This window comes from Polyangium jinanense (assembly GCF_028435365.1).
The window spans coordinates 13,892-38,151 of record NZ_JAGTJJ010000087.1 but is presented as its reverse complement, the minus strand read 5'-3'; the positions used below and the strand labels follow the sequence as shown (position 1 = coordinate 38,151).

General features: G+C 67.3%; 17 protein-coding genes. 7 read left to right on the top strand and 10 right to left on the bottom strand.

Translation table 11 applies throughout. The annotated features are described in order from the left end of the window. Positions 1-138 precede the first annotated feature (138 nt). Positions 139-1,926, bottom strand: coding sequence for a methyl-accepting chemotaxis protein (locus KEG57_RS51095; RefSeq protein ID WP_272427970.1), 1,788 nt, complete (start codon positions 1,924-1,926; stop codon positions 139-141). Between the two features lie 372 nt (positions 1,927-2,298). Between KEG57_RS51095 and KEG57_RS51090 the strand changes: the two genes are divergently transcribed. After that, positions 2,299-3,051 (top strand): SDR family NAD(P)-dependent oxidoreductase, encoded by a 753-nt coding sequence (locus KEG57_RS51090; protein WP_272427969.1) that lies wholly within the window; start codon positions 2,299-2,301, stop codon positions 3,049-3,051. Between the two features lie 54 nt (positions 3,052-3,105). Here KEG57_RS51090 and KEG57_RS51085 read toward each other — a convergent pair whose 3' ends face one another. The 6 genes from KEG57_RS51085 to KEG57_RS51060 all read right to left on the bottom strand — a co-directional run bounded on the left by KEG57_RS51085 (position 3,106) and on the right by KEG57_RS51060 (position 11,164). Then, positions 3,106-4,989, bottom strand: a complete 1,884-nt coding sequence (locus KEG57_RS51085) for a hypothetical protein (protein ID WP_272427968.1) — start codon at positions 4,987-4,989, stop codon at positions 3,106-3,108. After that, positions 4,986-6,167, bottom strand: coding sequence for a ferritin-like domain-containing protein (locus KEG57_RS51080; RefSeq protein ID WP_272427967.1), 1,182 nt, complete (start codon positions 6,165-6,167; stop codon positions 4,986-4,988). Before KEG57_RS51080 ends, KEG57_RS51085 begins: the two co-directional genes overlap by 4 nt. A 90-nt stretch (positions 6,168-6,257) precedes the next feature. Further along, positions 6,258-7,886: a serine/threonine-protein kinase gene (locus KEG57_RS51075; RefSeq protein WP_272459946.1), complete on the bottom strand. Its 1,629-nt coding sequence runs from the start codon at positions 7,884-7,886 to the stop codon at positions 6,258-6,260. Next, a complete protein-coding gene (locus KEG57_RS51070) occupies positions 7,883-8,455 on the bottom strand; it encodes a sigma-70 family RNA polymerase sigma factor (protein ID WP_272427965.1) in 573 nt (190 codons plus the stop codon). The genes KEG57_RS51075 and KEG57_RS51070 overlap by 4 nt, the downstream gene beginning before the upstream one ends. A gap of 88 nt (positions 8,456-8,543) precedes the next feature. Next, complete coding sequence (locus tag KEG57_RS51065; RefSeq protein ID WP_272459945.1) at positions 8,544-10,280, bottom strand: hypothetical protein; 1,737 nt, start codon at positions 10,278-10,280, stop codon at positions 8,544-8,546. A gap of 44 nt (positions 10,281-10,324) precedes the next feature. After that, on the bottom strand, positions 10,325-11,164 hold the full coding sequence (locus KEG57_RS51060) for a hypothetical protein (protein ID WP_272427963.1): 840 nt from the start codon (positions 11,162-11,164) through the stop codon (positions 10,325-10,327). A 160-nt stretch (positions 11,165-11,324) separates the two neighbouring features. Between KEG57_RS51060 and KEG57_RS51055 the strand changes: the two genes are divergently transcribed. Beyond that, a complete protein-coding gene (locus KEG57_RS51055) occupies positions 11,325-12,779 on the top strand; it encodes a YecA family protein (RefSeq protein ID WP_272427962.1) in 1,455 nt (484 codons plus the stop codon). A gap of 483 nt (positions 12,780-13,262) precedes the next feature. Here KEG57_RS51055 and KEG57_RS51050 read toward each other — a convergent pair whose 3' ends face one another. Continuing rightward, positions 13,263-14,495 (bottom strand): hypothetical protein, encoded by a 1,233-nt coding sequence (locus tag KEG57_RS51050; RefSeq protein ID WP_272427961.1) that lies wholly within the window; start codon positions 14,493-14,495, stop codon positions 13,263-13,265. A 316-nt stretch (positions 14,496-14,811) separates the two neighbouring features. On the opposite strand from KEG57_RS51050, the gene KEG57_RS51045 reads away from it, so the two are divergent. The 4 genes from KEG57_RS51045 (at position 14,812) to KEG57_RS51030 (ending at position 18,623) form a co-directional block, all read left to right on the top strand. Then, entirely contained in the window at positions 14,812-15,642 is an 831-nt protein-coding gene (locus tag KEG57_RS51045) for a hypothetical protein (RefSeq protein WP_272427960.1), read from the top strand. 66 nt (positions 15,643-15,708) lie between these two features. Beyond that, entirely contained in the window at positions 15,709-16,590 is an 882-nt protein-coding gene (locus KEG57_RS51040; RefSeq protein ID WP_272427959.1) for a hypothetical protein, read from the top strand. Between the two features lie 407 nt (positions 16,591-16,997). Continuing rightward, a complete protein-coding gene (locus KEG57_RS51035) occupies positions 16,998-17,765 on the top strand; it encodes a hypothetical protein (RefSeq protein ID WP_272427958.1) in 768 nt (255 codons plus the stop codon). Between the two features lie 30 nt (positions 17,766-17,795). Further along, positions 17,796-18,623 carry a hypothetical protein gene (locus KEG57_RS51030; protein ID WP_272459944.1) on the top strand — a complete coding sequence of 276 codons (828 nt, stop codon included), beginning with the start codon at positions 17,796-17,798 and terminating at the stop codon, positions 18,621-18,623. A gap of 240 nt (positions 18,624-18,863) precedes the next feature. Here KEG57_RS51030 and KEG57_RS51025 read toward each other — a convergent pair whose 3' ends face one another. Continuing rightward, positions 18,864-20,327, bottom strand: coding sequence for a hypothetical protein (locus KEG57_RS51025; RefSeq protein ID WP_272427956.1), 1,464 nt, complete (start codon positions 20,325-20,327; stop codon positions 18,864-18,866). Between the two features lie 362 nt (positions 20,328-20,689). Here KEG57_RS51025 and KEG57_RS51020 point away from each other — a divergent pair, with 362 nt between their 5' ends. After that, entirely contained in the window at positions 20,690-22,825 is a 2,136-nt protein-coding gene (locus KEG57_RS51020; RefSeq protein WP_272427955.1) for a hypothetical protein, read from the top strand. Here the strand turns inward: KEG57_RS51020 and KEG57_RS51015 are convergent, their stop codons facing one another. After that, complete coding sequence (locus KEG57_RS51015) at positions 22,826-24,196, bottom strand: MFS transporter (protein WP_272427954.1); 1,371 nt, start codon at positions 24,194-24,196, stop codon at positions 22,826-22,828. It abuts the gene before it with no gap. Between the last annotated feature and the right edge of the window lie 64 nt (positions 24,197-24,260).

Sequence of the window (24,260 nt, the reverse complement as noted above, 5' to 3'; positions counted from 1 at the left end):
CCGTCCGAGAAAACGCGCATCGCGCGGTTTCTCGGCCCTCGGTCCAGGCCGTGCCTGGTCCGGGGTGCAGGGGGCGGACAGCCCCCTGCTGGGGTGCGGGGCAAAGCCCCGCGCACGCGCCCCCTGTGGAACACCCTCTCAAAATCGCGTGAAGTCATCGTCGGAGCTCGACGCTGACCGAACGCTTCCGTTTCCTTTCACCGACCGCTTTTGCAATCGAGCTGCGGGCCCGCCGCGGGGGGCGCTCCACTTCGCGTCGTGCGCGCGCGGCGACTTGGGGAGGCGGACGTCCTCCAGCCCAACGACTGTGAAGAATGCCACGAGCTCCGTCAGCATTTCGGCCTGCGTGGCTAGCTCTTCGGCGGTCGAGGCCAACTCTTCCGACGACGAGGCATTCTGCTGCGTGATCTGGTCGACCTGGATCATCGCCTGGCTGACTTGACCCACGCCGTCCGATTGTTCGTTCGACGCGTTGGCCACGGATTGCACGAGGTCCGCTGTCCTCCGGATCGCTGGCACGAGCTCTGTGAGGAGCTGCCCGGAGCGCTCGGCGGCGCGTACGCTCGTGAGTGCGAGACTGCTGATCTCCTTGGCCGAGGTCTGGCTTCGCTCGGCGAGCTTTCGGACTTCCATGGCGACCACGGCGAACCCCTTGCCGTGCTCCCCTGCCCTCGCGGCCTCGATCGCTGCATTGAGCGCGAGCAGGTTCGTCTGGTAGGAAATGTCCTCGATGATCGAGATCTTGTCCGCGATGACCTTCATCGCGTGAACCGTATCCGCGACGGCTTTCCCGCTCTCCTCCGCGTCCTGCACGCCCTTCAGCGCCATCTGCTCCATCTGCCGGCTGTTGTCGGCGTTTTGCTTGATCGACGCGCGAATCTGCTCGAGACGCGCCGTGGTCTCCTCCACGGCGACGGCCTGCTCGCTCGTCCCTTGGGAGAGCGTCTGCGACGTCGCGGAGACCTGCACGGCCGCGCCCGACGTCGCGGCCGCGCTTTCGCGGATTTCACCGATGATTCGCGAGAGTTTGTCGACCATCTTCCGGAAGGAGCTCCCGAGGACGTCCTTGTCCGACCAGGCTTTGACCTCCACGGTGAGATCGCCGGACGCGATTCGCTCGGCGGACGTCGCCGTGTCCTGGAGCGAATCGACCATGGCCTTCATGGCGGAGATCATTCGCCCCGTCTCGTCCTGGCTCGTGGCTTGCTCGACCTCGGGGAGCTCGCCCTTGGCGATCTGGGACGCGGCGGCGACGGCGGACTCGATGGGCTTCGTGATGGCGCGGGTGAGCATGATACCGAGCGTCAGGGCGACGAGGAATGCGGCGACCACGATGCCGAGGACGAAGGACCTCGACTTTTCGTACACGCCGATGGCGTCTGCCGCTGCCCGGTCCATCTTCGCGAAGGCTTCATTCGAGAGATTCTCGACGTGCTCGTCGACGTTCCCGGCGAGGGTGCGCGCCTCGTCGAGACGCTGGCTGGCCTCCTTGGCTTTGCCTTGCTGCGCCAGCTCGATGACCTGCGCTTCCACGCGCCGCAGGTCCTCGACTTGTGTCTTGATGTCGGCGGCGCGGCTCTTACCGTCGCTATAGGCGTGATCCTGGTAGCTGTCGAATTCTTTGTCGAATGCGGCGCTGTACTTGGAGTAGCCGGAGGTCCACTTCGGGATGGCCCCCATGTTGCCGGTGGCGCTCTCGATGACGATGTTCCGGACCATTCGCGCTTCCTGCACGAGCTGCGTGTTCGCGCCTCGAAGGTGCGCCAGGCTCACCGCGTGCCGATCGTGGAGATCGGTCAAGAGCTCGGCCATCGTGGCCATCCCGCGCAAGCCCTGGTAGCCGACCGCCGCGGCGAGGCTGGCGATCAACACAAAGCCGAACATCAGCTTTTTCGTGAGCGATGCGTCCCGAAACGCTGCCAGCATGGTTCACCCTCGCGCCGGGAGTGCGAGCCAGTGACGTACGGCCCCCCGGTGATTCCAATCATGGCAGATTACAAGCTTTCCATTCGAAGGGCAAGATCTCGCGAGGTCGAGCTTCGTGACACCCCCTTCCCCGCGCCCGCGTCATGTCCTGGATCGCCGAGCACCTGACGCTCACCCGATGCCACGCGAATGCGATACGCAGGTAATGGAGGGCGACCCGTAGGCCACCGCGCGCATCGGCCTCCGAGCGCTCGAGGCGCCTCCCACCAAACCCGCGCGGAGTGCAGCACGGTTCGTCCGGCAGAATGCCATTGACCCGATCCTTCCAGCGGAGTATGCGGTGCATCGGGGGCGTGAAAAGGTGGAATACGCATGCTTCTCAGGGACAAGGTGATCATCGTTACCGGGGCGACGTCGGGCATTGGCGAGGCGACGGCGCTGGAGGTCGCGCGCCAGGGCGCGAAGGTGGTGCTCGCCGCCCGCCGCGAGGAGAAGGGCGAAGCGCTCGCCGCGCGCATCCGCGACGAGGGCGGCAAGGCGCTTTTCGTGCGCACGGACGTCTCGGTGCCCGCGGACATCGAGGCGCTGGTGGCGCGCACGCTGCAGGCCTTCGAGCGCCTGGACGGCGCGTTCAACAACGCGGGGATCCCCGGGCCGCTCGGGCCGCTCGCGGACCTGCCCGTGGACGAATACCGCAAGCTCATGGCTGTCAACCTCGATTCCGTGCTGCTCTGCATGCAGCACGAAATCCGCGCCATGCAAAAGACCGGCGGCGGGGCCATCGTCAATTGCGCCTCCATCCTGGGCCTGGTCGGGGCGCCGACCTTCGGCGGGTATTCGACGGCCAAGCACGGGCTCATCGGCATGACGAAAGCCGCCGCGGTGGATTACGCCGCCGCGGGGATCCGCGTGAACGCGGTGCTGCCCGGGCCGGTGGAGACGGAGATCTGGAACCACGTGAACCAGGGCGAGCAGATCTTCGCGGCATTCACGCAGGGCGTGCCGATGCAACGGTATGCGCGATCGGAAGAGATTGCGCGGCCGGTGGTGTTCTTGCTGTCGGATTGGTCGTCGTACGTGACGGGCACGTACCTGGCCATCGACGGCGGGTACATGATCCGCTGAGAAGCCCAGCGTTCACGCCTCCTCGGCCCTCTCCCCAGCCGAAGAACCCGCGCTTCAGCGTGCGGTTTTTCCGAGCCCCGCAAGCGCCTTCGCCGCCGGCGCGGCCGCATCACCTTTCGTATCGGCGAGCGCGAGGAGCGTGCCGCGCTCTTTCATGAGCGCGAGCATCGCGATGAGCCCACGACGGTTCGTCGCGTCGGTTTGCGCCGCGCGGAAGAGACGATATCGCAGCACGGAGCGCGTCACGGAGTGGGGTCTCCAACCGAAACTGACGCTCTCGAGCCCCGCGGCGACGGCATCACGCACCCACGTCTGACGTTCGCCGCGCACCACCACGTCCGCGGCCTCTTCGGCGCGCGTCGCCCAGCGGAGGACGTTCGCAAATGTTGGATCCTCGTCCGTGACGTGGGCCATGCCGTTCGTGAGGGCCATCTTGATTTGCTCTTTTTCCCGCGCGTCGAAGCCGTCGATGCTCGAGAGCAGCCGCGTCATGGGGCCGGAGCCGCCGAGCAGGAGCGCGATCGCCGCATCGACGCGCAGCCTCTTGTCGCCGAGCTTCGCTTCGAGCCTCGCCTGCGCCGCGCTCTCCAGCGCGATCAAGCCGAGCCCGTAGGCCATGGAGCGACGCACGCTGTCGAGCGTCGCTCTTTCGAACAGATCGACCATATCCATGGCGTTGCCTGCCGCGGAGCGCTCGGTGAAGACGGACGCATAACAACCGGCGACGAAGTCGGACTTGGGCCCGCCCGTCGCCATCTGCGCTTTGATCTTCGGGAAAAGGCTCGCTCTCGCCGCGTCGTCCGTGCACCACGCGAGCGCATCACAAGCCTCGAAACGCGCCTCTTCGTGCCAGGTCGTGTCCTCGACGAGCTTCATGAGGGGTTGCGCCGCGCGCGGATCCGCGAAATGGGACAGCCCCTGCGACGCGCCAACCCCGAGCGCTCGCAGCACCATGCCGAGCATGGCGATGTTGTCCGTGTTGAGCACGTCCTGGGTGATGTCGAGCGCGGGGTCCTTCTTGCGTTCGAGCTGGGCCAGGAGCTTCGGGAACGACGGCTCGTCATGGAACATCCCGATGGCCCGAAGACCGGATTGTGCCAGCTCGAATGCGACGGGAAAGGGTGGCTCCGCCCCTCGCGCCGGGAGCGGCGTCTTCGGGAATGCCCATCCGCGAAGGAGGCCGAGCCCCTTTTCGGATCGAATGGCTGCGAGGACAAGCATTCCACGATGATGCGGCGCCGGCGTCTCACGGACCCACGCGATCACGGAGTCCTCGACCGCCGCCCGGATCTCGTCGACTTTGTCCGGGTGCATCGTCGCGAGGTCGCCGAGGAGGCGCGCCGCTCCGATGCGCTGCAAATCGTTGTCGGAGTGATGACCTCTGCCATCCTGCTCCCACCAGCGCTCCCGGTCATAAATGTCGGTCGGCTTGTGCTTCATCCGCTCGCCGAGCAAACGCACGGCCCGGAGGTCGCCTATCTCCGCGAGCAAAGCACCAACCACGCCTTGCCAGTGCATCGGTGGCTTTTTCGCGTCAACCCAGGCGACGAGCGGATCGGCGCTGCGTGGGTCCGCGAGAGCGTGCAGCTCATCCATGATGAACTTCGTCTGGAGATACATCACCTCCAGCGACGTCGCATCGACGACATCGAGCGCGCGGACAAGGCCCGGTCCGCCGAATCGGTCGCGGATCTCGCCGACGTGTTCCCTCCACTCGGGCGTCTTGATGCGCCGCAAGGCCTCGAGCAAAGGCTCGATCCTGTCCACGGGCGGCGCTTCCGCCACGGGGGTCGCCGTCTCCAGCGACGCAGGCGCGACGACGACGGGCGGCGTGGGCGTGGTCTTCGGCGGCGGAGGCGGTGGTGTTGCAGAGCAGCCGAGGAGGAAGGAGAAAAGCCCGATGGCGCGGCGCGGAAACACGGCTCGAAGAGGGGTCATGAAAGTCCGGCGCCTCCGTGCCTCCGCATCCACGCGCGCCGGGCGGGGATGCCGTGACGTTCGAGCCCGGGCACGATGACCTGCTCGACGGTATCGAAGAACAGGCCGCGCGCGTCCGGACCGCTGCACAACCCGTAGACGACGCCCTCCGGCGGAGGCAACGAGCCCTCCGGCAGGTGCGCGAGCTCGTGCTCTTCGAGGTGTGCGAAGGCGACCTCCAGGTAATCGCCGAGCCGCTCCTTGATCTCGTCATCGAGGCGCTGCGAGAGCGCGTCGAGCATACGCCAGCCAAAACGAGAGTGGCCGACCTCGTCGGCATAGATTTGCGTAAGGAGATCCCGGAGCTCGCCCGCGGGCATTTCGATGCGCTCGGCGCCGATGAGCGCCACGGCGACGGTCTCGCTCAGGCAGCAGATGCTGAGCATGTTGCGGAGCGCAGATTCGAGCGGCGTCGCGTCGTCCGCGTGCTCCGGATACGCTTCGCCCACGGGGGCCTCGGTGAGCGCTTCGCCCCCGAGCGCCTCCACGACCGCGCCGCAAAGGACACCGTGGCGCCGCTCCTCGTCCGCAAAGCCTCGGACCTCCTCCACGAGGTGCGCCTCGAAGCCCGCCCCTTCGAATTGCCTGGCGAGCCCCTCGAAGACACGCGCCGACCCGTGCTCATTGAGCATACGCGCGCGCCAGGTCGCGATGGCCGACGCGGTGAGGTGCGGCAAATGCGGGACGGCCGGGCGCGCCCGTCGCGCGGGCTCACGCAGATCGAGCCTCACGCTCGCGCTCGGGCCACGCGAAGGTCTCCCGTGCCACGTCATCTCCGGCGGAACGGGCGGGCCCCACGGCGAGCACGCGACCGATATTTTCGGGTCGTCCTGCACGACATTCGCACAACAATCCCAGCGGTGGTGCGCGGGCGCCCCGTTGCTCGCCGCGAGGAGCACCTCGCAACAAGAGATGACCTCGGGGGAGACATTCTGTTTCTCCCCGGGATAGGGGCTCTCCGTGGGAAAGGCCTCGGCGACGACGGCCTCGCAATTCGAAGTCGCGGGCGTCGTATCGGCCTCGTCGCCGGTGGACGCGACGCCGGACTGCACTTGCGCGCTGCACCCGCCGACGAAGGCCATCGAGAACGCGACCTTGGCGGCGGCCCGCAACGCTGTGAGATGGGTATCACGTCGCATGATGTGCCCCACATAACCGGTTTTTGTGCAGCATGCAATCCCCAAGGCTCGTCTGCGCCGCGCGGAAACGGGCGCGGGGGCGGAAAGTGATCACCGCTCGCGAACGACATCGGCAATCAGGAGCAGGAGAACCAGGGAACCTGCTGCGACGTAGATCAGGCTCGTGGCGCTCGGGAGGAACAGGCCGAGGAGCGCCCCTGCCATTGCGATCGCGGCAGGCAGCGCGATCTTTCGCCGGTCCGTCAAGGCGAGCGTCCCGAGGACCGTCGCGAGGAGGACGAGATCGTTCACGAGGACGTGATCGAGCGGCGTCCCGAGGCGCATCGCAATGAGCCGGTGCACGAGCATCACACCTTCCACTCCGACGACGATCGCCGCGGCCCGCCGCCCCATCCGGTTCTGGGAGAGTTTTCGCCACCGGAGCGCGATGATGGAGAGGACCATCAGGAAAGCCGCGCAATTGATCAGGATGACGAGCTCGAGCGTCACCTCGGCGTGGACGAGCCGGCGAAATGCGAGGCCCGAGGCCACGATCACGACGCCGAGGAGCGCCACGCGCAAGGCCACGAGTTCGCGCCGGATCCCGTGGCGATCGAGTTCCGGATCCCGCGGCAGGTGCGCTTCGATCGCCGCGAGCAGCGCATGCATCGAGGGGAATCGCGCCGCGGGATCCTTCGCCAGGCCCGAGAGGAGGATCGGCCCGAGCCACGCGGGCGCTTTCCCGCGCTGCGCCGGGATCTCCGGCGCGCCCGCGAGGACACGGCGCGAGAGCGCGACGAAATCACCGTCGAGGGAATACGGAGGAATGCCATAGGCCGCGTGATAAAGCGCCGCACAGAAGCTCCATTGATCACTCGCCGTCGTTGCGCGCTCCCCACGGAGCTGCTCCGGCGCCATGAATGCCGGCGTCCCGGCAATCGCGCCCCGCGGCAAGATCGATACGTCAAGCGCGACGGACCGCCCGCTCGGAGGCGCGGCGTCGCGCCCGCCCCCGCCGTTCGTCCCTCCGTCACGCTGGGCGAGCGCCGCCATTCCGAAATCGACGATCCGCGGGCGCCCGTCCTTGCCGACGAGCACGTTCTCGGGCTTGAAATCGCGGTGCACGAGGCCCGCGTCGTGCACCGCGGCGAGGCCCCGCGCGGCGCCGAGAAAGAGGCTCAGCACCTCGGGAAAGGTGCGAGGGCGCTCGGCGAGAAATGCGCGCAGCGTGAAGCCCTCGACGAACTCCATGGCCAGATACACGCGGCCCTCGTGCTCAAAAGCCTCGTGAATCGCGACCACGTTCGGGTGCGCGAGGCGGCCGAGGGCCTGGCCTTCACGCAAAAGCCAGCCCACGCCGGCCACGCTCGGGCGCAGGAGCTTGATGGCCACGCGACGATCGAGCATCTCGTCATACCCCATGTAAACGACGCCCATCGTCCCCTCGCCGAGCTTGCGCACCACGGAGAATCGTCCGATACGCGCCGCGACCGGGGGCGCATCGGGGAAGGCTGGAACGGGGTGCTCGCCGAGCGCCTCGAAGAGCAACGCGGGGCGCGGCGCGAGAAAGTCGCCGTCGGCCCTTCGATCATGCTCGAGGAGCCGCTCCACGGCCGCGCGGAGGGCCGCGTCGCCCTCGCATTCGACGTCCAGCCGAAGACTCGCCTCCTCGGGCCCCAGATCGACGACCGCGTCGAAAATCGCCTCGACGCGGAGCGGCTCCGGCCTCTCCGTCGTCACGTCTCCGCTCCGCGGGAGAGCACGTCGTGCAAATAGGCCCGGGCGAAGCGCCACTCCCGCTCGACGGTGCGGGTCGTGACGCCGAGCGCCTCCGCGATTTCCTGGTCCGGCAATCCGCCAAAAAACCGCATCACCACGACCTGCGCTTTGCGGGGATGCTCGGCCTCGAGGCGCGCGATCGCCGTGTTGATCGAAAGCACGTCCTCGATGCCGAGGAGCTCCGCGTCGACGGCGATTTCCACGTCGAGGGGCTCGGCCCGCTGTCCGCCGCCGCGCTTCGCCGCCACCTTTCTGCGCACGTGATCCACGACGATCTCGCGCATCGCCTGCGCCGCTGCGGCGAAGAAATGCCCCCGCCCGTTCCAGCCGGGCCCCGGCGATCCCACGAGCTTCAGATACGCCTCGTGCACGAGCGCCGTCGGCTGCAGCGTATCACCCGGCCGGAGGCGCGCCATCTGCGCCGAGGCGATGCGGCGCAGCTCTTGATAGACGAGGGGCAAGAGCTCCTGGGTCGCCTGGTCTCGCCCCACAGCAATCTCGGCAATGATCCGCGTGACCTCATGGTGCATGGCAAGAAGCCATCATCACGGGATTTGCGCGCGACTGTAAAGAGCCAAGCAGCGGCGCGCCTCTCGGCATTCGCCCGCGCGAAAACCTTCACGGCGAGGCCATGTGCGCGATCGCGGCGCGGATCGCTTCGAGGACTTGGTCGTCTTTTTCCTTTGCGAGCGCGGACTCGAGCCAGGGCAACCACACGGTCGCGTCCCGGAAGAATACCGCGCGATACGTGGCCTGACGCACCTCGGGGTTCGGCGATGTGGTCGCGAGGATATGCAGCAGCGTGTCGACCGCCGGCATTGCGATGAACCGCAATGCGTAGGCCGCCGTCGGCGCGAGCCGGGGAGATGCGAGCGCCCCGCGGATGACCTCGAAGGCTCGCGGATCGCCGCTGTTTCCGAGCGCCGCGAGCAGCATGTCGCGCTCGGCGTCGTCCGTCGCGCTCGCATACCGCGCGAGCAAGTCCGCTACCGGATCGAGCCCTTCGCCGACGTCGCCGCTCGCGGCGAGCGTGCGCCCCGCGGCGCCGAGCGCCATCGTGCTCAGGTTGCGCAGGGCAGGATCGTCGCTCGCGGCGCCCTTCGACAGCGCAAAGGCCGTGTCCGCGTCGGCGACGGGCATCATCGCGAGGCTCACGGCGGACTGCCGGCGCGCCTCGATCGACGCCTCCGGGCTCGTGAGCGCGTCCGCGAGCGCGTGCGCCGCCTCCTCGGTGCCGGCCGCTGCGAGTCCGCCGGCGAGGAAGTTCGCCTCGGCGTCCGTCACGCCGCTCGCCGCGAGCCGTTTGCCCGCTTCGAGCGCGTCCTCGGGCCGCACGCGGAACAGGGCGCCGGCCGTGTGGATGAGCGTCGCGCGCCGCTGCCCGACCTCGTCCCTCGGCTGCCCGTCCGTCTCCGCGAACGCGGCGCGGAGCTCGTCGAGGTCGTGGCCCGCCGCGCGCCGCTCGTCCATTTCACGCCTGCTCGCGCTGCGCTCCCGCTTCGGCGGGACCATGTTCGGTTCCTCGTAGGCACCTGCGAGGGCGCGCGCGGCGGAGAGCTCGGCGCGCGTGGCCTCGGCGCGATCGACGAGGCGCAGCGAGACCCGGAGCTCGCCCGCGACGTCCCCGAGCGCGGTTTTCCGCGACGTGCGAGACACCTCGTGGGCGGTCGCCGATTCGACCGCATCCTTTCCATCCACGAGGATACGCAGATCCCCCTCGGCCACGAGCGGCGTCAGGCCCTCGTGCATGCGCAGGTAGCCTCGCTTGTGCCGCTCGATCGTGCGCTCGCCTTTTCGCTCGTAATCGGCGCGGTAGGTGCCCGAGCCGTCGACCTCGTCCGCGGACCAGGTCGGGCCTTTGCCGCGCGTGTATTGCGTCGCCGAGACGAGGCTCGTCAAGAGCAGGCGGCTCGCCTCGTCGGTCCGCGTATCGAAGCGCACGCCTTCGAGCCGGCCCTCCGCGTCGTAGGCAAGCAGGATCGGGCGGCGCAGATCGGCCACCCTCGGCGTCTCCCCGCCCGACACGTCGAGCAACGGATCGACGAGGCGCGCCTCGCAGAGGTTCGTGCCTGGAATCGGCAGAAACGAAATGCGGCCTTCGAGGTGCGTCTCGACGAATGTCTCTCCACCGATCGTGACGTGCCGGGCGAGCGTCACGGCATAGACGCGCCGCTCGGAGGCCTTGGCGCGCGCCGAGGGCGCGACCTTTGCCTCGGACGGCGCATCGGCGGCCGTCGCGGCGGCGGCGGGCGAAACGGCGCTGGGAGCGCACGTGCGCTGGAGGAGGGCGCCTCCTCCGAGCAGGGCGGCGGCGAGCAGCGGAAGGGCGGCGAGGGGGGAAAACCGGCGCTTCATGGGACTCCTCCGGCGTGCGTGTCGGGTTCGTCAGGGCGGGAGGATCACCAGGAGATGTTGCCCCACTTCGCGAAGAGCTGGCCTCCGGCGGTGAAGCCGTCGAAATTCACGAGCGTCTTGCTGTCGGAGTCCATGCAGTATTCGAGCTCGACCTTGAGCTTGCCGTCGAGGGAATGCAGGCTGTAATCGAGGGACATGAGCACGGACATCGAATTGTCCTCGGGGTACGTGGCCGTGATGACGGCCGGCACGTGGAGATCGAGCGCCGTGAGCGAGCCTTTCACGGCGACGCTGGCGCAGGCCGCGCCCACGTCCGCGTCCGCGTCCGCATAAGCCCTCGCGTAGGGCTCGGCCATCAGGCTCATGTACGAGCTCGTGATGCTGGGGGTCACGTCGACGCCGAGCTCGCCGCCCACCTTGCCGTCGAGGTCGATGTGGACGCCGAGCAGGCTGATGTCCTCGTCAGCCTTGAAGAAGGTCCGGCTCACGCCGAAGGGGATGGCGTTCGTGATGGACTCCGAATACAGGACGACGCCGACGGCCGCGACGTGGACGCCGCCCCAGCTCTCGCCGTTGTTGTGGTACGCCAGGGCGTACGCGTCGACGATCGGCTTGCTCACGCCGAAGGCCTTGGCCGTGGCGTGGATGTCGGCGCCCATCTTGAGGTAATCGGCGCCGTAGCTCGCGTCCGTCTGGAAGTTCTTTTTCGACTGCAAGCCGGTCCAGAACGAGTACGAGGCGCCGAAGCCGCCGTCGGTCCAGCTCGCGGCGTCCTGACAGACGGGGCCGCTGCAGGAGGGCGCGGCGGCGGCCGGCGCGGGCGCGGCGAGGAGGGCGGCGAAGGGGGCGAGGAGGGCGAAGGTCGGGAGGATCCTGGGCTGCATGGTCGTCTCCGTGAAGGCCCTCGGGAGCGCTCACCCTGAGCGCGCCGGAGAGCCGTTTCCCCTACGTCCGGAAAACGAGACCCCGGCCCGACATGCCTCTCGCGTTTTTTTTTTCGAGGCCTCATTGCGCCCGGGACGCGTTTGCCCTTCCATCGCCTTGATGGGGCACGCGCATCACTTCCTCTCTCGGCTCGATCGTGTCTCGCTCCCGCATGTCGAGCTCGCGCTCTCGCTCTACCGCGACGAGAGCCTCCTCCGGTACATCGTCGATCGGGCTCGTGTGCCCGAGAGCGTCGAGCGTGTTGCGCTCTCGCTCGATCACCCTGAAGAGGGGCCCTTCCTGATCGTCACGCGTGGCGGACGTTTCGTCACCTGCCTCGGCGCGGGCATGAAGGTCTCGAACTTGCCCGTCGTCACGCGCGGGCAGATCGACGCCATCTCTGCCAAGGCCGAGGAGCTCCGCGAACGCCTGGAGTCTGCGAAGGCGCTTGCCGGGGGGAAGGGCGTCAACGCGCTGCTCCGGCGCATTTACGACGCTGCCGACGAGCTTTCGCGTGAGGAGTTCCTCGCCATCTCGGCGCTCCAGCCGCTTTATGCCTTGGAGTTCTTCAAGCTCTACTTTTCTGCCGCGACCGACCTCAACGAGGCGCGGAAGATCCTCCTGCCCACGCTTCGGAAGACGGACAAGCTCAGGTCCCCGTACGAGGACGCGCTGCGCGCGTACTGGCAAACCTTCTGGGCCCTTGGCCACCTCATCGTCCTCGCGACCCTCGACGGACAGGAGACCTTGCCCCCTGGCCTTCTCGATCTGCTCGGCGATCGGACCACGCTCTCCTGGCCTGCCACGCGCCAGGGGTTCGTGGCCCTCGCGCTGCGTGGTGCCTGGGCCACGGCGCGCATTGGCAAGCCCCTGCTCGGCAGGTACAAACGCCATTACCAGGAGGCGCTGAGCCTCCTGCAGAACGTCGACAGCGGGGTTGGCCTCTTCGCGCTGGGGATGCGGCACACGCGGCTTCGCGCCGAGGTCGAGAAGACGCTCGGAGCAGACATCCCCGCGCTCTTGAAGGGCACGGTCGACGGCGACATCGCGCTCGGGGTGCGCGGCATGGTGCGCCGCGTCGCTCAGATCGACCGTGAATCGCCGGAGGCCGTGGACGCCATGCACCGCGACCTCGGCGCACAGCTCTGGCTCCGCGCCGCGGCGCACATGCCCCCGGGCCCTTATCGATTCGAGCGTGCCGAGGACGTCCCGGCGGATCTCGCCTACGCGCTTCCGGCGAACACCCAGTTTTCGTACCTGTATGGCACGAAGACCACTTCGGACGCGCTGCTCTGGCTCTTCACGATGGTCCCCTGGGCCGCTCGCGCCGCCCCGGAGGAGCTGTACCTCCCCCGCGCCGTCTTGCGGGCGTTCCACGTGCCCTGGAGACCCCAGCTCGCGCTCGACGTGCTCTGCGCGATGCGTGACCACAAGGACGCCCGCAAGCGCCCCGTCGCCCGCCCGGAGGGCCCCGCGCGCAAAGGTCCTTGCCCGTGTGGGAGCGGGAAGAAGTACAAGCGGTGCTGCGAGGAGAAGGAGGAGGAGGCGGAGGCGGAGACGGACATCACCGGCTGATGCCCGTAATCAGGCTGTCCTACGAAGAACCCATGGCGCCGTATCGCCACGACCACCGCCCCGCTGGCGAAGTCCATAAGGCGACGGACCCCGCCCCAGGCACCGAAGGCTCGAGCGCATTCGCCGGAGGACCCTCGACCGGCCGCTGATCTATCTGGGCTGACGACCCCGAGGCCCTCGCAGGGGGCCATCCCGCGCCCATCGAGGCCCCAACCCACCCAGGGGCAGGCTCCCCGCGCCGTATCGAAAGAAGAACGCCACCCATGGGGTGCCTCGGTTCACGCGATTGACTTCGGCGAGGCACCCAGAGGCAGGCCCGAGGCACTCCATGCACAGAGCCCAGGCACCCTGGGGAAGGGTCCTCGTCCTGAAGAGACTTCGGAGCAGCACCCTCGGCCTGGCTCGGAACAGTATGCCGACAGAGCCGAGGTACCCCGAGGGTGGCTGCGGAGGCGAAGCAGGAAGCGACCAGAGGACCCAGGCTCAGTGGTTCTTGCCCTCATCACTCGGGGCAGGGACCCCGGGCAAGGTTCGCTCGTCCAACTGGAAGAGCTTGGCCACCCACCGACGGGCCTCCTGCGGGGGAAGGTCGGCCTGGAGGAGCGCCTCGTACAGGCGCCGCACCCGCTCCGGCAGCGGCCCGCAGGGGGTGAGATCGCCGGCGCACGCCTCGACGCCGGCGCCGTACTCGGCGAACCCCACGAGGGTCCCCCTCGCGGCGTGCTTGCGCTCGACGGTCGCGCACGCCCCAGTCGTCGGGGCGCTCTTGTCGGGCGCCGACTTCCAGGGGACGAACCGTCCTTCCCGAACCGTGAAGCTCGGCTCTTCGGCGTGCGGCGGGCCGTCCCCGAGGCGGATGATCTTCGCATCGCCCTCGCGGAGGAGCTTGAAGTTGCCGTCCCATCGCTCCCCTCGGATGGCCTCGGGCAACGGCACGGGCGCCCCGCTCCATGCGATGTTGAGGGTCTGGGACGTGGCGTGTGACCGCGGTTCGTTGGAGCGACTTTGCACCCAGACGATCTCGGCAGCGCCGTCGCCGTCCAGATCGACCGTGCCGAGGGGGAAGATCGACCCGCGTCCGCCGGGATCGAGCACCTTCACCGTGTCGCCATTGACGAGGTACAGCCGCTCGAGGTCGTTCTTCACGAACGGGAAGGTCTCCCCGGCCCCTTCGTTGAAGTGAGGCCGATAAGGGCCCTCGATCATCCAGTGCCAGTGGATCGCGACGCCTCGGGGCGTCTGGCAACTGAACGCCCACAGGTCGATCGGCTCGGGCACCGTGACGTGGTGCTTCGGCGCCTCGACCTTCGCGTCGTGGTGCGCGCGCTCGAAGCGGGACACGGTCTCGTGCTCGTGCTTCTTCACGACCTTGCGCAGACGCTCGCGCTCGTCGGCCGAGGGGTAGGTGCAAGGCTCGTAACTGGAGATGCCCTCGGGGATGTAGTTGCCGGAGAGGCGGAGCCCCTCGGGCACGAAAATGCCGTCGCATTCGAGCTTCGCGCGCGCGTGCTCCTGATCGAGGCGGCCGCGCAGCTCGGAGAGGAAGCGCTTCGCGTCGGCGGCATCGGCGGCCGATGGCAGCGCGGCGGCGGGGCTTGTGGCCACGGGCTCGCCCGCGTCGCGGGGCGGCGGCGGGGGCGAGGGAGAAGGTCGGCAAGCGGAGAGCACGCCGGACATCAGGGCGGCGAGCAGGACGAATCGGGAGTCGCGGGGCATGGTCCTCGGAGGGGCAAGCGACGATGAGGTAGCTCAGACGTCAAGGCCCTTCGCGCGATTCCCGGGCGCATCGTGAGCCACCTGGCTGGGTTTCCGTTGCCGCCGAGCCGATGAACGTGCGACTCAATACACCATGCAAGCAATGACGAGACTCCGCTCGGCCATGCTGGGCGTGCTGGTGTGGGGCTTCGGTGGGACAGGTCTGACGGGTGCGTGCGGTTCGAATGATCCGGGGCCTCTCCCATCGTGCCCGACTCCACCCTACACCCCGACCGAGACGCCAACCGAATGTGCGGCGACGATGCCCGAGCCGTGCATGCGTTATCGTATCCCGCGCATGGGCAATCCGGGCATGGACCTCGCGCTACGCGCGAAGTACATCGCCGCGTTCGGGAGCGCTTGTTACCTGTCCGAGGGCCCCACCCCCACGTTCAACTGCTTCTACAAGACCCCGCAGGAAGCGTGCGACGAGGGCGTGCGGGTCGCAGAGGTCTTCGGAGCGGCGCCCTACGACAAGAACTACCCGGCGTGCGAGCCCATCGCCGGCACGGAGAACTACTTTCGCCAGGTCGGGCCGGACCCCGCGATCCACATCGTCATCAGCTATGAGCCCGCGCCGAGGCAGACGCCGCTCGTCGAGGTCGACGGTGTGCCGACGGAGGTGAGCGGCCCGTACCGGAATTTGCCGGAGCCGCCAACTCTTGGACCAGCGCAGCCGTTCAACAAATGTGACAGCGGCGTGCTTGGCGCCGATGGCAAGCCGCTCTTGCAGCACACGTATATTCTCCAGGTCAACCGTAACGCGCACAAGAATGACGCGGACGTCGGCGAGATTCACTCCGATCTCGCAGGCTTCAAGTGGCCGTGCACGGTGATGAACGAGAACTGCGAGGAAGTGGCCGCAGAGTGCGAGGAGCCGCTCGTCCTCTACGATCCGGCCGATAAGAAGGCGCCTTTCCACCCGGGCTCGATCGCGCGGGTGCACCACGTCGTTCCCATGAAGGACAAGCGCAGTTGCCCGTGGGGTACGAACTCGACCAAGAACGCGGCGGTCATCTCTCACGCGCTCAACCAGTATCTCTTGAACAACGACCCGCCGGCCGAGGAGGTGAAGAGGCTCAACAACGCGCCGGCGTACACGCCCTGACGCGGCAGCCGGACGCATGCAGCGAGCACGTTGACGCCGAGACCCACATGGCCTAGCCGAGGCCTCATGGTCGTGCGTAACCACCCCCGCGGGCGCCTCGTCTTCGACCGAGATGCGATCGTACGCGCTGCGCTGCGTGCCTACGTCGAATCAATGGTCGCAAGTCTTCCGAATGGCATGTGGTTCCCCGTCTGCGAGTACTCGAACTGGACGGGAGACGTCCAGCATGGAGGCTTCCGCAACGACGACGGATGTGGCGGCTACGAGGTCGTGGCCTGGACCGACGCCGGCGTCGTGGGTCTTGCGTACGAGCTCGGGTTTGGCCCGATTGCTCACTTTGGCCTGACGCCTGACACGGTGACGGGTGGCCCAGAGGATGTGCGCGGGGCTGTGCCAGGGCTTCCCGCTGAGCTGGAGCCAGCATTTCAGATGGCCGCCAGCAAGCTCGACACGCGCAGCGACTTGTACAATGGGAATTTACCCAATAGGAAAATGTATTCGGAAAGGTTGGCCGGGGTTGGCTTTTGGTTGCACGGCGATCGTGTCGCGGGCTCCATGTTCGACGCCCCTACCTTGCTTGGCGTCATGCGACTCGTCCCATGGGGCATGCTCCAAAACGGTCGGCTACCGTTCTGGGTAATCGGGGAACTTGCCCCGAAAGCAGCAGAGCGCGCCCGAACGAGGGACGCCCCCATCCACGCGATCATCGACGCGGTGGTCGATCGGCGGATGCGGGGCCCCACGGAGTTCACGGCCGACGAGATCGCGACGCTTCTCGCCAAGCCGCCCGACCCAGAGCGACAGCTCAGCGTCCAACGCAGGCTTCAGAAAGTCGGCATCACCTGGCCCGGCTCGCCCGAGCTTCCCCCCGAGCCGCCGCCGCCGGAGCCACGTATCAACCCCTTCACGGGCAAACCCATGCCGAAACTGACCCGTCCCGACAAGTGACGGCGCAAGCTCCGCGGATCAACAAGCCTCGACGCAAAGCGGAAGCGGCGGCGGAAACCGAAGCGGTTGTGGTAGCGGGTTTGGCAAGCGAAATCTGTTTGTGTACCGCTCCGCGGCTCCCGCCGGCGCCCGCCGGCAACGCTCGGTTCCCAGGCGCATCGTGAGCCCCCTGCCTCGTTTTCCCTTGCCGTCCAGTCGCTCACCGTGCGATTCGATACTCCATGCAAGCAATGACGAGACGCCGCTCGGCAATGCTGGGCGTGCTGATGTCGGGCTTCGCAGGGGCAGCGATGATGGGTGCGTGCGGCTCGCCTCTCGATCCGGGGCCTGTCGATTCTTGCCCTACTCCACCCGACACCCCGATCGACACGTCGACCGAATGTGCGGCGCCGATGCCCCACCCGTGCATGCGTTACCGCATCCCGCTCGTGGGAAACCCGAGCACGGACGCCCCACTGCGCGCCAAGTACATCGCTGCGTTCGGCTCCGCTTGTTACACCTCTGAAGTCGATACGTTCGACTGCTTCTATGAGAAGTGGGAGAAGGCATGTGCCGATGCCGCGAAGGTCGGAGAGGTCTCTGGAAATGCGCCGTACGACAAGGGCTACACGTGCCTGCCCGTAGGCAACGGTGACTATACGCTGCAAGTTGGCCCGGATGTCGCGAACAAGATCACGATCAACTACCAGGCAGCGCCGCGACAGACGCCGCTCATCGAGGTCAACGGCGTCCCGACGGAGGTCAACGGTCCCTACCGCAACTTGACCGAGCCGCAAAAGCTTGCACCGGGGCAAAACTTCTACTGCGACACCTTCGACAACAACGGCGCCAAGATCGAGCAGAGAACATGGATTCTCCGAGTGAACCGCGACGCGCACGGCGGCGAGATTCACTCCGATCTCGCGGGCTTCACGTGGCCTTGTGTGGATGAGAACTGCAAGCCAAAGACCTGCACCGAACCGCTCATCCTCAAAGCTGGGCCTCAGAACGACCCAGAGGCCGTGCAGGTGCACCACGTGGTGCGCAGCAAGGACCAGCGTGGGTGCCCCTGGGGCACGAACTCGAACAAGAACGCGGCGGTCATCTCGCGGAAGCTCAACAGGTATCTAACGAACAATTACCCCTCGGAAGACGAGGTGGTGCGGATCAGCCAGCTTCCGCCGTACACGCCGTGACGCCGCCGGCGGACGCTGGCGGCGAGCCCGTTGACGCCGAGACCGACGGAGTCTAGGCGAAACACCATGATCGAACGGGTCACCCGTCACTTCGGACGCCTCGTCTTCGACCGAGACGCCATCGTCCGCGCCGCGCTGCGCGCCTATGTCGAAACCCACCTTGCGATGGTGGACCCGCTCCAGCGCCATAGGTTGGCGGTCTCCTTTGGGGGAGTTTGGGCGGGCGACCTCCAGCGGGGTGCCTTCTACAACGACGACGGCTGCGGAGACTACGAGGTCGTGGCGTGGACCGAGGCAGGCGTCGTCGGCCTCGCGTACGAGCTGGGGTTCGGTCCGATCGAGCAGCTCGGCCTCTCGGTCGATGCGGTAACGGGTGGCCCGGACGACGTGCGCGGGGCGTTGCCGGGCCTTCCCGACGAGCTGGAGCCCGCGCTCGTGATGGCCGTCGGCATGCTCGGAGTGGGACCCGAGCATGGGCAGAGGGATGCGGGCGTGGGCTTCTGGCTTCACGGCGATCGCGTCGGCGGCATGCTCTTCGCCGTCCACGATCCGACGCTGGCTTGGGGCGCCAACCGGCTGGCCGCGTGGGGCTTGCTCCGAGGCGATCGCCTGCCGCTGGCGTGTAGTGACGGAGTCAAGTTCCGGGCGGACGAACCGAGCGCCGCGCCGATCCACGCGATTGTGGACGCGGTGACAGCCCGCGCCCTCGCTGGCCCCACGGAGCTCACGACGGACGAGCTTGCGACGCTCGTTCCCCAACCGCCCGATCCGAAGACACTGGCTTTCGCCCAGCAGATGCTTCGGAAGGTAGGCATCACCTGGCCCGGCTCGCCCGAGATCCCCGAGGAGCCGACATGACGCGCCAACCCTTTTCGCGGTGACTCGTCTCCCCAAATGAAGGCGCAAGCGTCCGCGGATCGACAAACCTCGACGCACGGGAGCGGTTGCGGTAGCGGGTTTGGGAGCGGGAGCGGGAACGGCAAGCGCGGCGTCGTGCCCGCCGCGGGCGCGCAGGAACGCAGGACGCCCATGGGGCTGTTCCGGCGCGCCCGGCGGACGGTCACGGCTCCGCGTGCCGTGGCTCCGCGGAATCGGTCATCAGAATCGATAGACCATGATGTTCTTCGTCCCGGACCCGAGGAAGATCATCGCGTGGAGCTTCGGCATCCAGAGCATGCGGCGGCGCACCTGGGTGTGGCCGTCGAGCTCGGGGGTCGTGCCATTCTGCACCAGCGGGCGGAGCGTCCACGGTTCCGTCGTGGGATTGAGCTCGAACCAGCCGAGCTTGCCTTCCTTGGTCTTGGTCGCCACCCAGTAGCGGTCGAGCGGCGGGATGTACACCATGCCGGCGCTGTCGCCCACCGGGAAGTCGACCGCCGAGAGGCCGTCCGCGTACTGCACGGTGCCGCTCTGCACGACCTTGCGTTCCTTCACATCGAAGAGCTGGTACAGGCCCTTGGCCGCGTACTGGCCGGTCGCGGGATCTTCCGGCACCTTGAAGATGGCGACGCGGTCGCCGAAGCGCGCATCGGCGGCGCCGTTCCAGTCCCAGCCATTCCAGGACGTGCCCTCGCCGGTCCAGTTCGACGTGTTCATGTCGAAGGTGTTGCTCCACGGCCCGTTGGAGCCGCACGACGCGACGAGGAGCTGGTCCTTGTACTCGTCGTAAATGGCGAGGCTCTCCTCGCCCAGCTTGTTCTTCCAATCCATGGCGGGCAGCCGCTTGTAAACCCACTTGCCCTCGTCGCGCGAGTAGCGCCACAGGCGCCGCACCGCCATCACGAGCTCGTTGGTCTTCGGGACGTACACCACGCCCGAGTACGTGTGGCGCGCCGTCGGCTGCCGATCCCAGAAGAGCTCGTCGTAGAACCAGTCGTTCTCCTCCTTCAAGGTGCCCGCGGCGAGGGCGGCGTCGAACTCCGCGGAGGACTCCGGGCAGCTCGTGTAGGTGGTCATCGACTTGTAGGCGTCGCTCCACTGCGTGGTGTCCGAGGGGAGGTGCTCGATGGCATAGGCCATCCGGAATGCGTCGAAACGGTAGATGCCATTGTTGCTCGAATCGGCGTGCCCGCCGGAGGAGACCCACCACGCGCGGCTGCCCTCCGGGTCGTGCGCGGGGGAGTTCCACGCGACCGTGACGGCGTTCCAGTCCCCCGAGCCGTAATCATTCCAGCCCGGGACCTTTTCCTTCACCTCGGCGTCGAGGGCATCGAGCCGCGTACCGTTCACCTCGATCCATTGCCCGCCGGGCACGAGATCCCACGAGTCCTCATTGACGAGGCCGTTCTCGTCGCGGCCCGGCGTCCACACGCCGCCTTCGAGAGAGCCGACGTCACTCCCGGTCCCCCATTCCGCATCGGGGCCCGGCGCCGTCACCCCGGCACCCTGGCCGCCGGTACCACCACCGCCGCTGCCGCCCGATCCACCCGTTCCGGAGGAGGAGGAGGACGCGTTGCCCGGGTTGTTCGGCGTGTTCGACGAGTCGCCGCAAGCCGCGAACAGTGCCGTGAGCCCGACGAGCGGGAGCCAAAGCCGCGGGGAAAGGAAGCTTGATTTCAGCATGTACACAACTCTTTCTCCCGACGGCAATGAGCTGTCGTCGGGATGCGGAGCCGATATCTCCCTTGATATCGGCGGTGTCACTGCGAAGACCCAACGCTAACACGTCGCGTTTGTATTGGGAAGTGTAGCCGTGCCTCGCCGTGTTGCCCATTGGAACAATCTTACCGATGGGGTTCGGGGCAACGGCGCAAACCACATCCACGCTCGAATAATCTGGCGCCACCGAATTCACAAACGTTCACAAACGACTCCATTGCGTTTCGCAATCGAATGTGGTTGTGCTCGTAAACGGTCCGGGCGACTTCTTTTGCATGCACACGGCGGGCTGCGGCCAGCGGCCCGATGTGCCTGGAGATTCATCGATGAGGAACCTTGCTTTTTCGTTGACGACGACCTTCGCCGCGCTCGCCTTTTTGGCGGCCTGCGGCGGCACCGATCCCGCCGGCAGCGGCGGCACCGGCGGCGACGGCGGCTCGGCGGGCAACGGCGGTCATAACCCGCTCGGGGAGACGTTCACCAAGGTCGTCGTGGTCGATCGGAGCGGCGGCGCATCCGAGCGAGAGGACGTCCTCGTCACGTTCGCGCAGCCATTCGCGGTCGGCGACGTGCCCTCCGGCGCCACCGTGGCGGCGCGTATCGAGGGCGTGGATGTTCCGCTCCAGGTCGACGCCAAGGCGACACACGCCGATGGCTCGCTCCGCCACGCCGTGCTGACGGCGCGCATTCCCAAGCTGCCCGGCAGCGGGAGCACGACGCTCGAACTGTATCCCGCGTCCGCCGGCGAAGAGGGCGCCTCCGTCGCGGCGTCGGAGCTCCTCGCGACGACGTTTGACGCCAAAGTATCGGTGGAGCTCGCGGGCAAACATTACGAGGCGTCCGCGCGCTCGCTTCTCGAAGCCAAGGTAGGACCTGCTTGGCTCGATGGCCCGCTAGTCTCCGAGTGGTCCGTGGTGGCGCCGGTGGCTGGCCCCGACGGCGCGCACCCGCACCTCACGGCGCGGTTCGACGTGCGCGCATACGCGGGCAAACCCAGCGTGCTCGTGAGCGTGACCGTCGAGAACGACTGGGCGTACGAGCCGGAGCCGCAGAACTTCACCTACGATCTCGCGATCGATACCGACAAGGAGTCCGTCTACACGAAGAGCGGGCTCGTTCATCTTCGAAAGGCGCGCTGGCGCAAGGCGTTCTGGTGGGGTGAGGATCCGCAGGTCGACGTCGAGCACGACATCCCTTACCTGCTCTCCACCGGCGCCGTCCCGCACTTCGATCCCACGCTGGCGCCGGCCGAAACGGCGCTCGCGAACCTCGATACGGCGTACAGCGCAAAGGCGTACGAGCCCATGGGGATCGGCCTGGCAGAGGAATACATGCCCCAGACCGGGGGAAGGATCGATATCGGACCCATGCCGGGCTGGAGCGCCATGTGGCTCCTGTCCATGGATGAACGCGCGAAGCGGGCCACGCTCGGCACCGCGGACGGCGCGGGGAGCTGGCCCATCCACTACCGCGACAAGGTGACCGATCGTATCGTGTCGCTCGAAGACCACGCGTACATGACCTTGCTCGGCAACCCCGGCGACGCCGTCAATCCCGAGACCGGCGTCTCCGACGCGTTCCCCGCCTGCGGGGGCGATTGCTCGAGCCCCTACGAGCCCGATTCGGCGCATCAGCCTGCGCTCGTCTACTTGCCCTATCTGCTCACGGGGGATCGCTACTACCTGGAGGAGCTCCAGTTCTGGGCGAACTTCAACATGCTCCAGTCGAACCCGGGCTTCCGCGAAAACAGGAAGGGGCTCGTGCAATTCGATCAGACGCGCGGCCAGGCCTGGTCGCTGCGGACGCTGGGGCAGGCGGCGTACATCACGCCGGACGACGATCCGATGAAGAAGTATTTCACCGACCGGGTCGGCTACAACATCGACTGGTACAAGAAGAACTACATCGACAACCCGGATGCGAACGTGCTCGGCATCATCACGAATGGATATTCGCTCTACGACGACGGCACGATGGCGCCGTGGATGGATGACTTCTTCACGTGGAGCGTCGGCCACCTGGTCTCGCTCGGCTTCGAGGACGCGCGGCCGCTGCTCGAGTACAAATCGAAATTCCCGGTCGGGCGCATGACTGGTCCCGACTTCTGCTGGGTCTTCGCGAGCGTCTATCACCTCCCCGTGAAGGACACGGCCCAGAACAAGTTCTTCACGACGTTCGCCGAGGCCTATCAAGCGTCGGTGGTTCACGAGGGGCATCCGGAGGTGGCGTCGATGGCCTGCGGGGGTCCGGAGATGGGGGCCGCGCTCATGCTCCAGGCAGGCGAGATGGTCGGCTACTCGCCGAGCACGCAAGGGTACCCGGCGAACATGCAGCCGGCGCTCGCGGCGGCGGTGGAATCGAAGATCCCGGGCGCCCAGGAGGCCTGGGACGTGTTCATGGCACGAAGCGCGAAGCCGGACTACAGCACGGAGCCGCAATTCGCAGTCGTGCCCCGGCCGTAATCACCCCGCCCCTTCCATCTCCTTCGTGACCCGCGCCTCCGGATACCTCGCGAATGCGAGGGCCGCGAGCAGCAAAATCGCCGTGGCGAGTGGCCCCGTGGCCTGAACTCCGAGCGGTTTCTCCGCGGAGCTGCCGAGCGCGTCCTTCACCCACTGAAAGACGCCCGTCGAGACGCCGAGCGAGATCTTCTGCAAAAATCCCTGCGCGCCGAAGAACATGGCCTCGCGGCGCTCGCCCGTGCGCCGCGTGGACGCCTCGCAGACGTCCGCGAGAATGGCGTTCGGGATGGCCATGAAGATCGCGACAGGGACGCCCGCGAGCGCGAAGAGGACCATGCCGATCCGGACGTCGTGCACGACCGGAATGAGGGCCATCAATGCACCAAAGACGAGCGCCGAGGCGATCATGGCCCCCTTTTTGGAGATTCGCCGCGTGAGGCCGCCGAGCAAAGGAAACGCGAGGGCGGCCACGCCGAACATGGGGCCGAGGAGCTTGCCCACCTCGGCGAGCGGGCGGCCCATGAGCACCTCGACGTAAAAGGGCACGCCCGTCGAGATCATGTTGAAGGCGAAGAAATAGAGCGTATAGCCGAAGACATAGGGTAAAAATGCGCGGTCCGCGAACGTCGCGCGCAGGGAATCCACGAGGCCGAGGTGGCTCGGCGCGGTATCCGTCTCCTGGGCACGGACCGAGAGGCGCCGCTCGTCGAGGAAAACGACGGGCAGGAGCATCAGGACGAACGAGAGCACGGCGAGGGCAAAGGCCATGGTCTGGAGCTCGACACGATCGTCACCACCCTTGCCGAGGAAAAGGGCCGGGGCGACGACCATGACGCCGAGCGCGCCGAGCAGGGCCGCGGCCGCGAGCAGGGTCGAGAGCGAGGTGTTTTCCTGCTTGTCGGGCGCGATCTCGGGCAGGAGCGCGAGGTACGGCGCGACGTACACCGAGAACATCGCGTAATAGGCCGTGAGCGTGGCGCCGAGCCAGACGACGTTGAGCAGCGACGAGGCGGCCGTGGGCGGGAAAAAGATGAGGCCTCCCGTGAGCGCGAGGGGAAAGACGCCCGCGAGCATGAAGGCGCGGCGGCGGCCGAAGCGGTGTTTGCTGCGATCGGACCAGTTCGCGATGATCGGGTCCCAGAAGGTATCGAAGCCTCGCGCGATGAGGTTCAGGAGGAGGTAGGTGGGGATCGCGCCGGCCAGGAACGCGGGGATCAGCGCGGTGCCCTTGTCGTCGGGCGGCGCGTAGAGCCTGAGGACGTAGGTCGTGACGAGCTGGTAACCAAGGACGTTCCCGGTGTTCCCCGCGGCGTAGACGAGCTTGTTGAAAAGCGAGAGCCTGGCCCGAGGAACGGCGGCGAGGGCGATCATAGGTTTGGGACGATACCGCAAATCGCTTCGGGCTTGACAAGCGGGTCGAAAAAGCCACGTGTTT

What these genes read in the sequence shown, in the direction of transcription:
- KEG57_RS51035 (WP_272427958.1), top strand. Translation starts at nt 16,998, where the DNA reads ATGCGTTACCGCATCCCGCTCGTGGGAAACCCGAGCACGGACGCCCCA.
- KEG57_RS51050 (WP_272427961.1), bottom strand. Translation starts at nt 14,495, where the DNA reads ATGCCCCGCGACTCCCGATTCGTCCTGCTCGCCGCCCTGATGTCCGGC.
- KEG57_RS51055 (WP_272427962.1), top strand. Translation starts at nt 11,325, where the DNA reads ATGGGGCACGCGCATCACTTCCTCTCTCGGCTCGATCGTGTCTCGCTC.
- KEG57_RS51025 (WP_272427956.1), bottom strand. Translation starts at nt 20,327, where the DNA reads ATGCTGAAATCAAGCTTCCTTTCCCCGCGGCTTTGGCTCCCGCTCGTC.
- KEG57_RS51085 (WP_272427968.1), bottom strand. Translation starts at nt 4,989, where the DNA reads ATGACCCCTCTTCGAGCCGTGTTTCCGCGCCGCGCCATCGGGCTTTTC.
- KEG57_RS51080 (WP_272427967.1), bottom strand. Translation starts at nt 6,167, where the DNA reads ATGCGACGTGATACCCATCTCACAGCGTTGCGGGCCGCCGCCAAGGTC.
- KEG57_RS51060 (WP_272427963.1), bottom strand. Translation starts at nt 11,164, where the DNA reads ATGCAGCCCAGGATCCTCCCGACCTTCGCCCTCCTCGCCCCCTTCGCC.
- KEG57_RS51020 (WP_272427955.1), top strand. Translation starts at nt 20,690, where the DNA reads ATGAGGAACCTTGCTTTTTCGTTGACGACGACCTTCGCCGCGCTCGCC.
- KEG57_RS51090 (WP_272427969.1), top strand. Translation starts at nt 2,299, where the DNA reads ATGCTTCTCAGGGACAAGGTGATCATCGTTACCGGGGCGACGTCGGGC.
- KEG57_RS51045 (WP_272427960.1), top strand. Translation starts at nt 14,812, where the DNA reads ATGCGTTATCGTATCCCGCGCATGGGCAATCCGGGCATGGACCTCGCG.
- KEG57_RS51070 (WP_272427965.1), bottom strand. Translation starts at nt 8,455, where the DNA reads ATGCACCATGAGGTCACGCGGATCATTGCCGAGATTGCTGTGGGGCGA.
- KEG57_RS51040 (WP_272427959.1), top strand. Translation starts at nt 15,709, where the DNA reads ATGGTCGTGCGTAACCACCCCCGCGGGCGCCTCGTCTTCGACCGAGAT.
- KEG57_RS51065 (WP_272459945.1), bottom strand. Translation starts at nt 10,280, where the DNA reads ATGAAGCGCCGGTTTTCCCCCCTCGCCGCCCTTCCGCTGCTCGCCGCC.
- KEG57_RS51015 (WP_272427954.1), bottom strand. Translation starts at nt 24,196, where the DNA reads ATGATCGCCCTCGCCGCCGTTCCTCGGGCCAGGCTCTCGCTTTTCAAC.
- KEG57_RS51095 (WP_272427970.1), bottom strand. Translation starts at nt 1,926, where the DNA reads ATGCTGGCAGCGTTTCGGGACGCATCGCTCACGAAAAAGCTGATGTTC.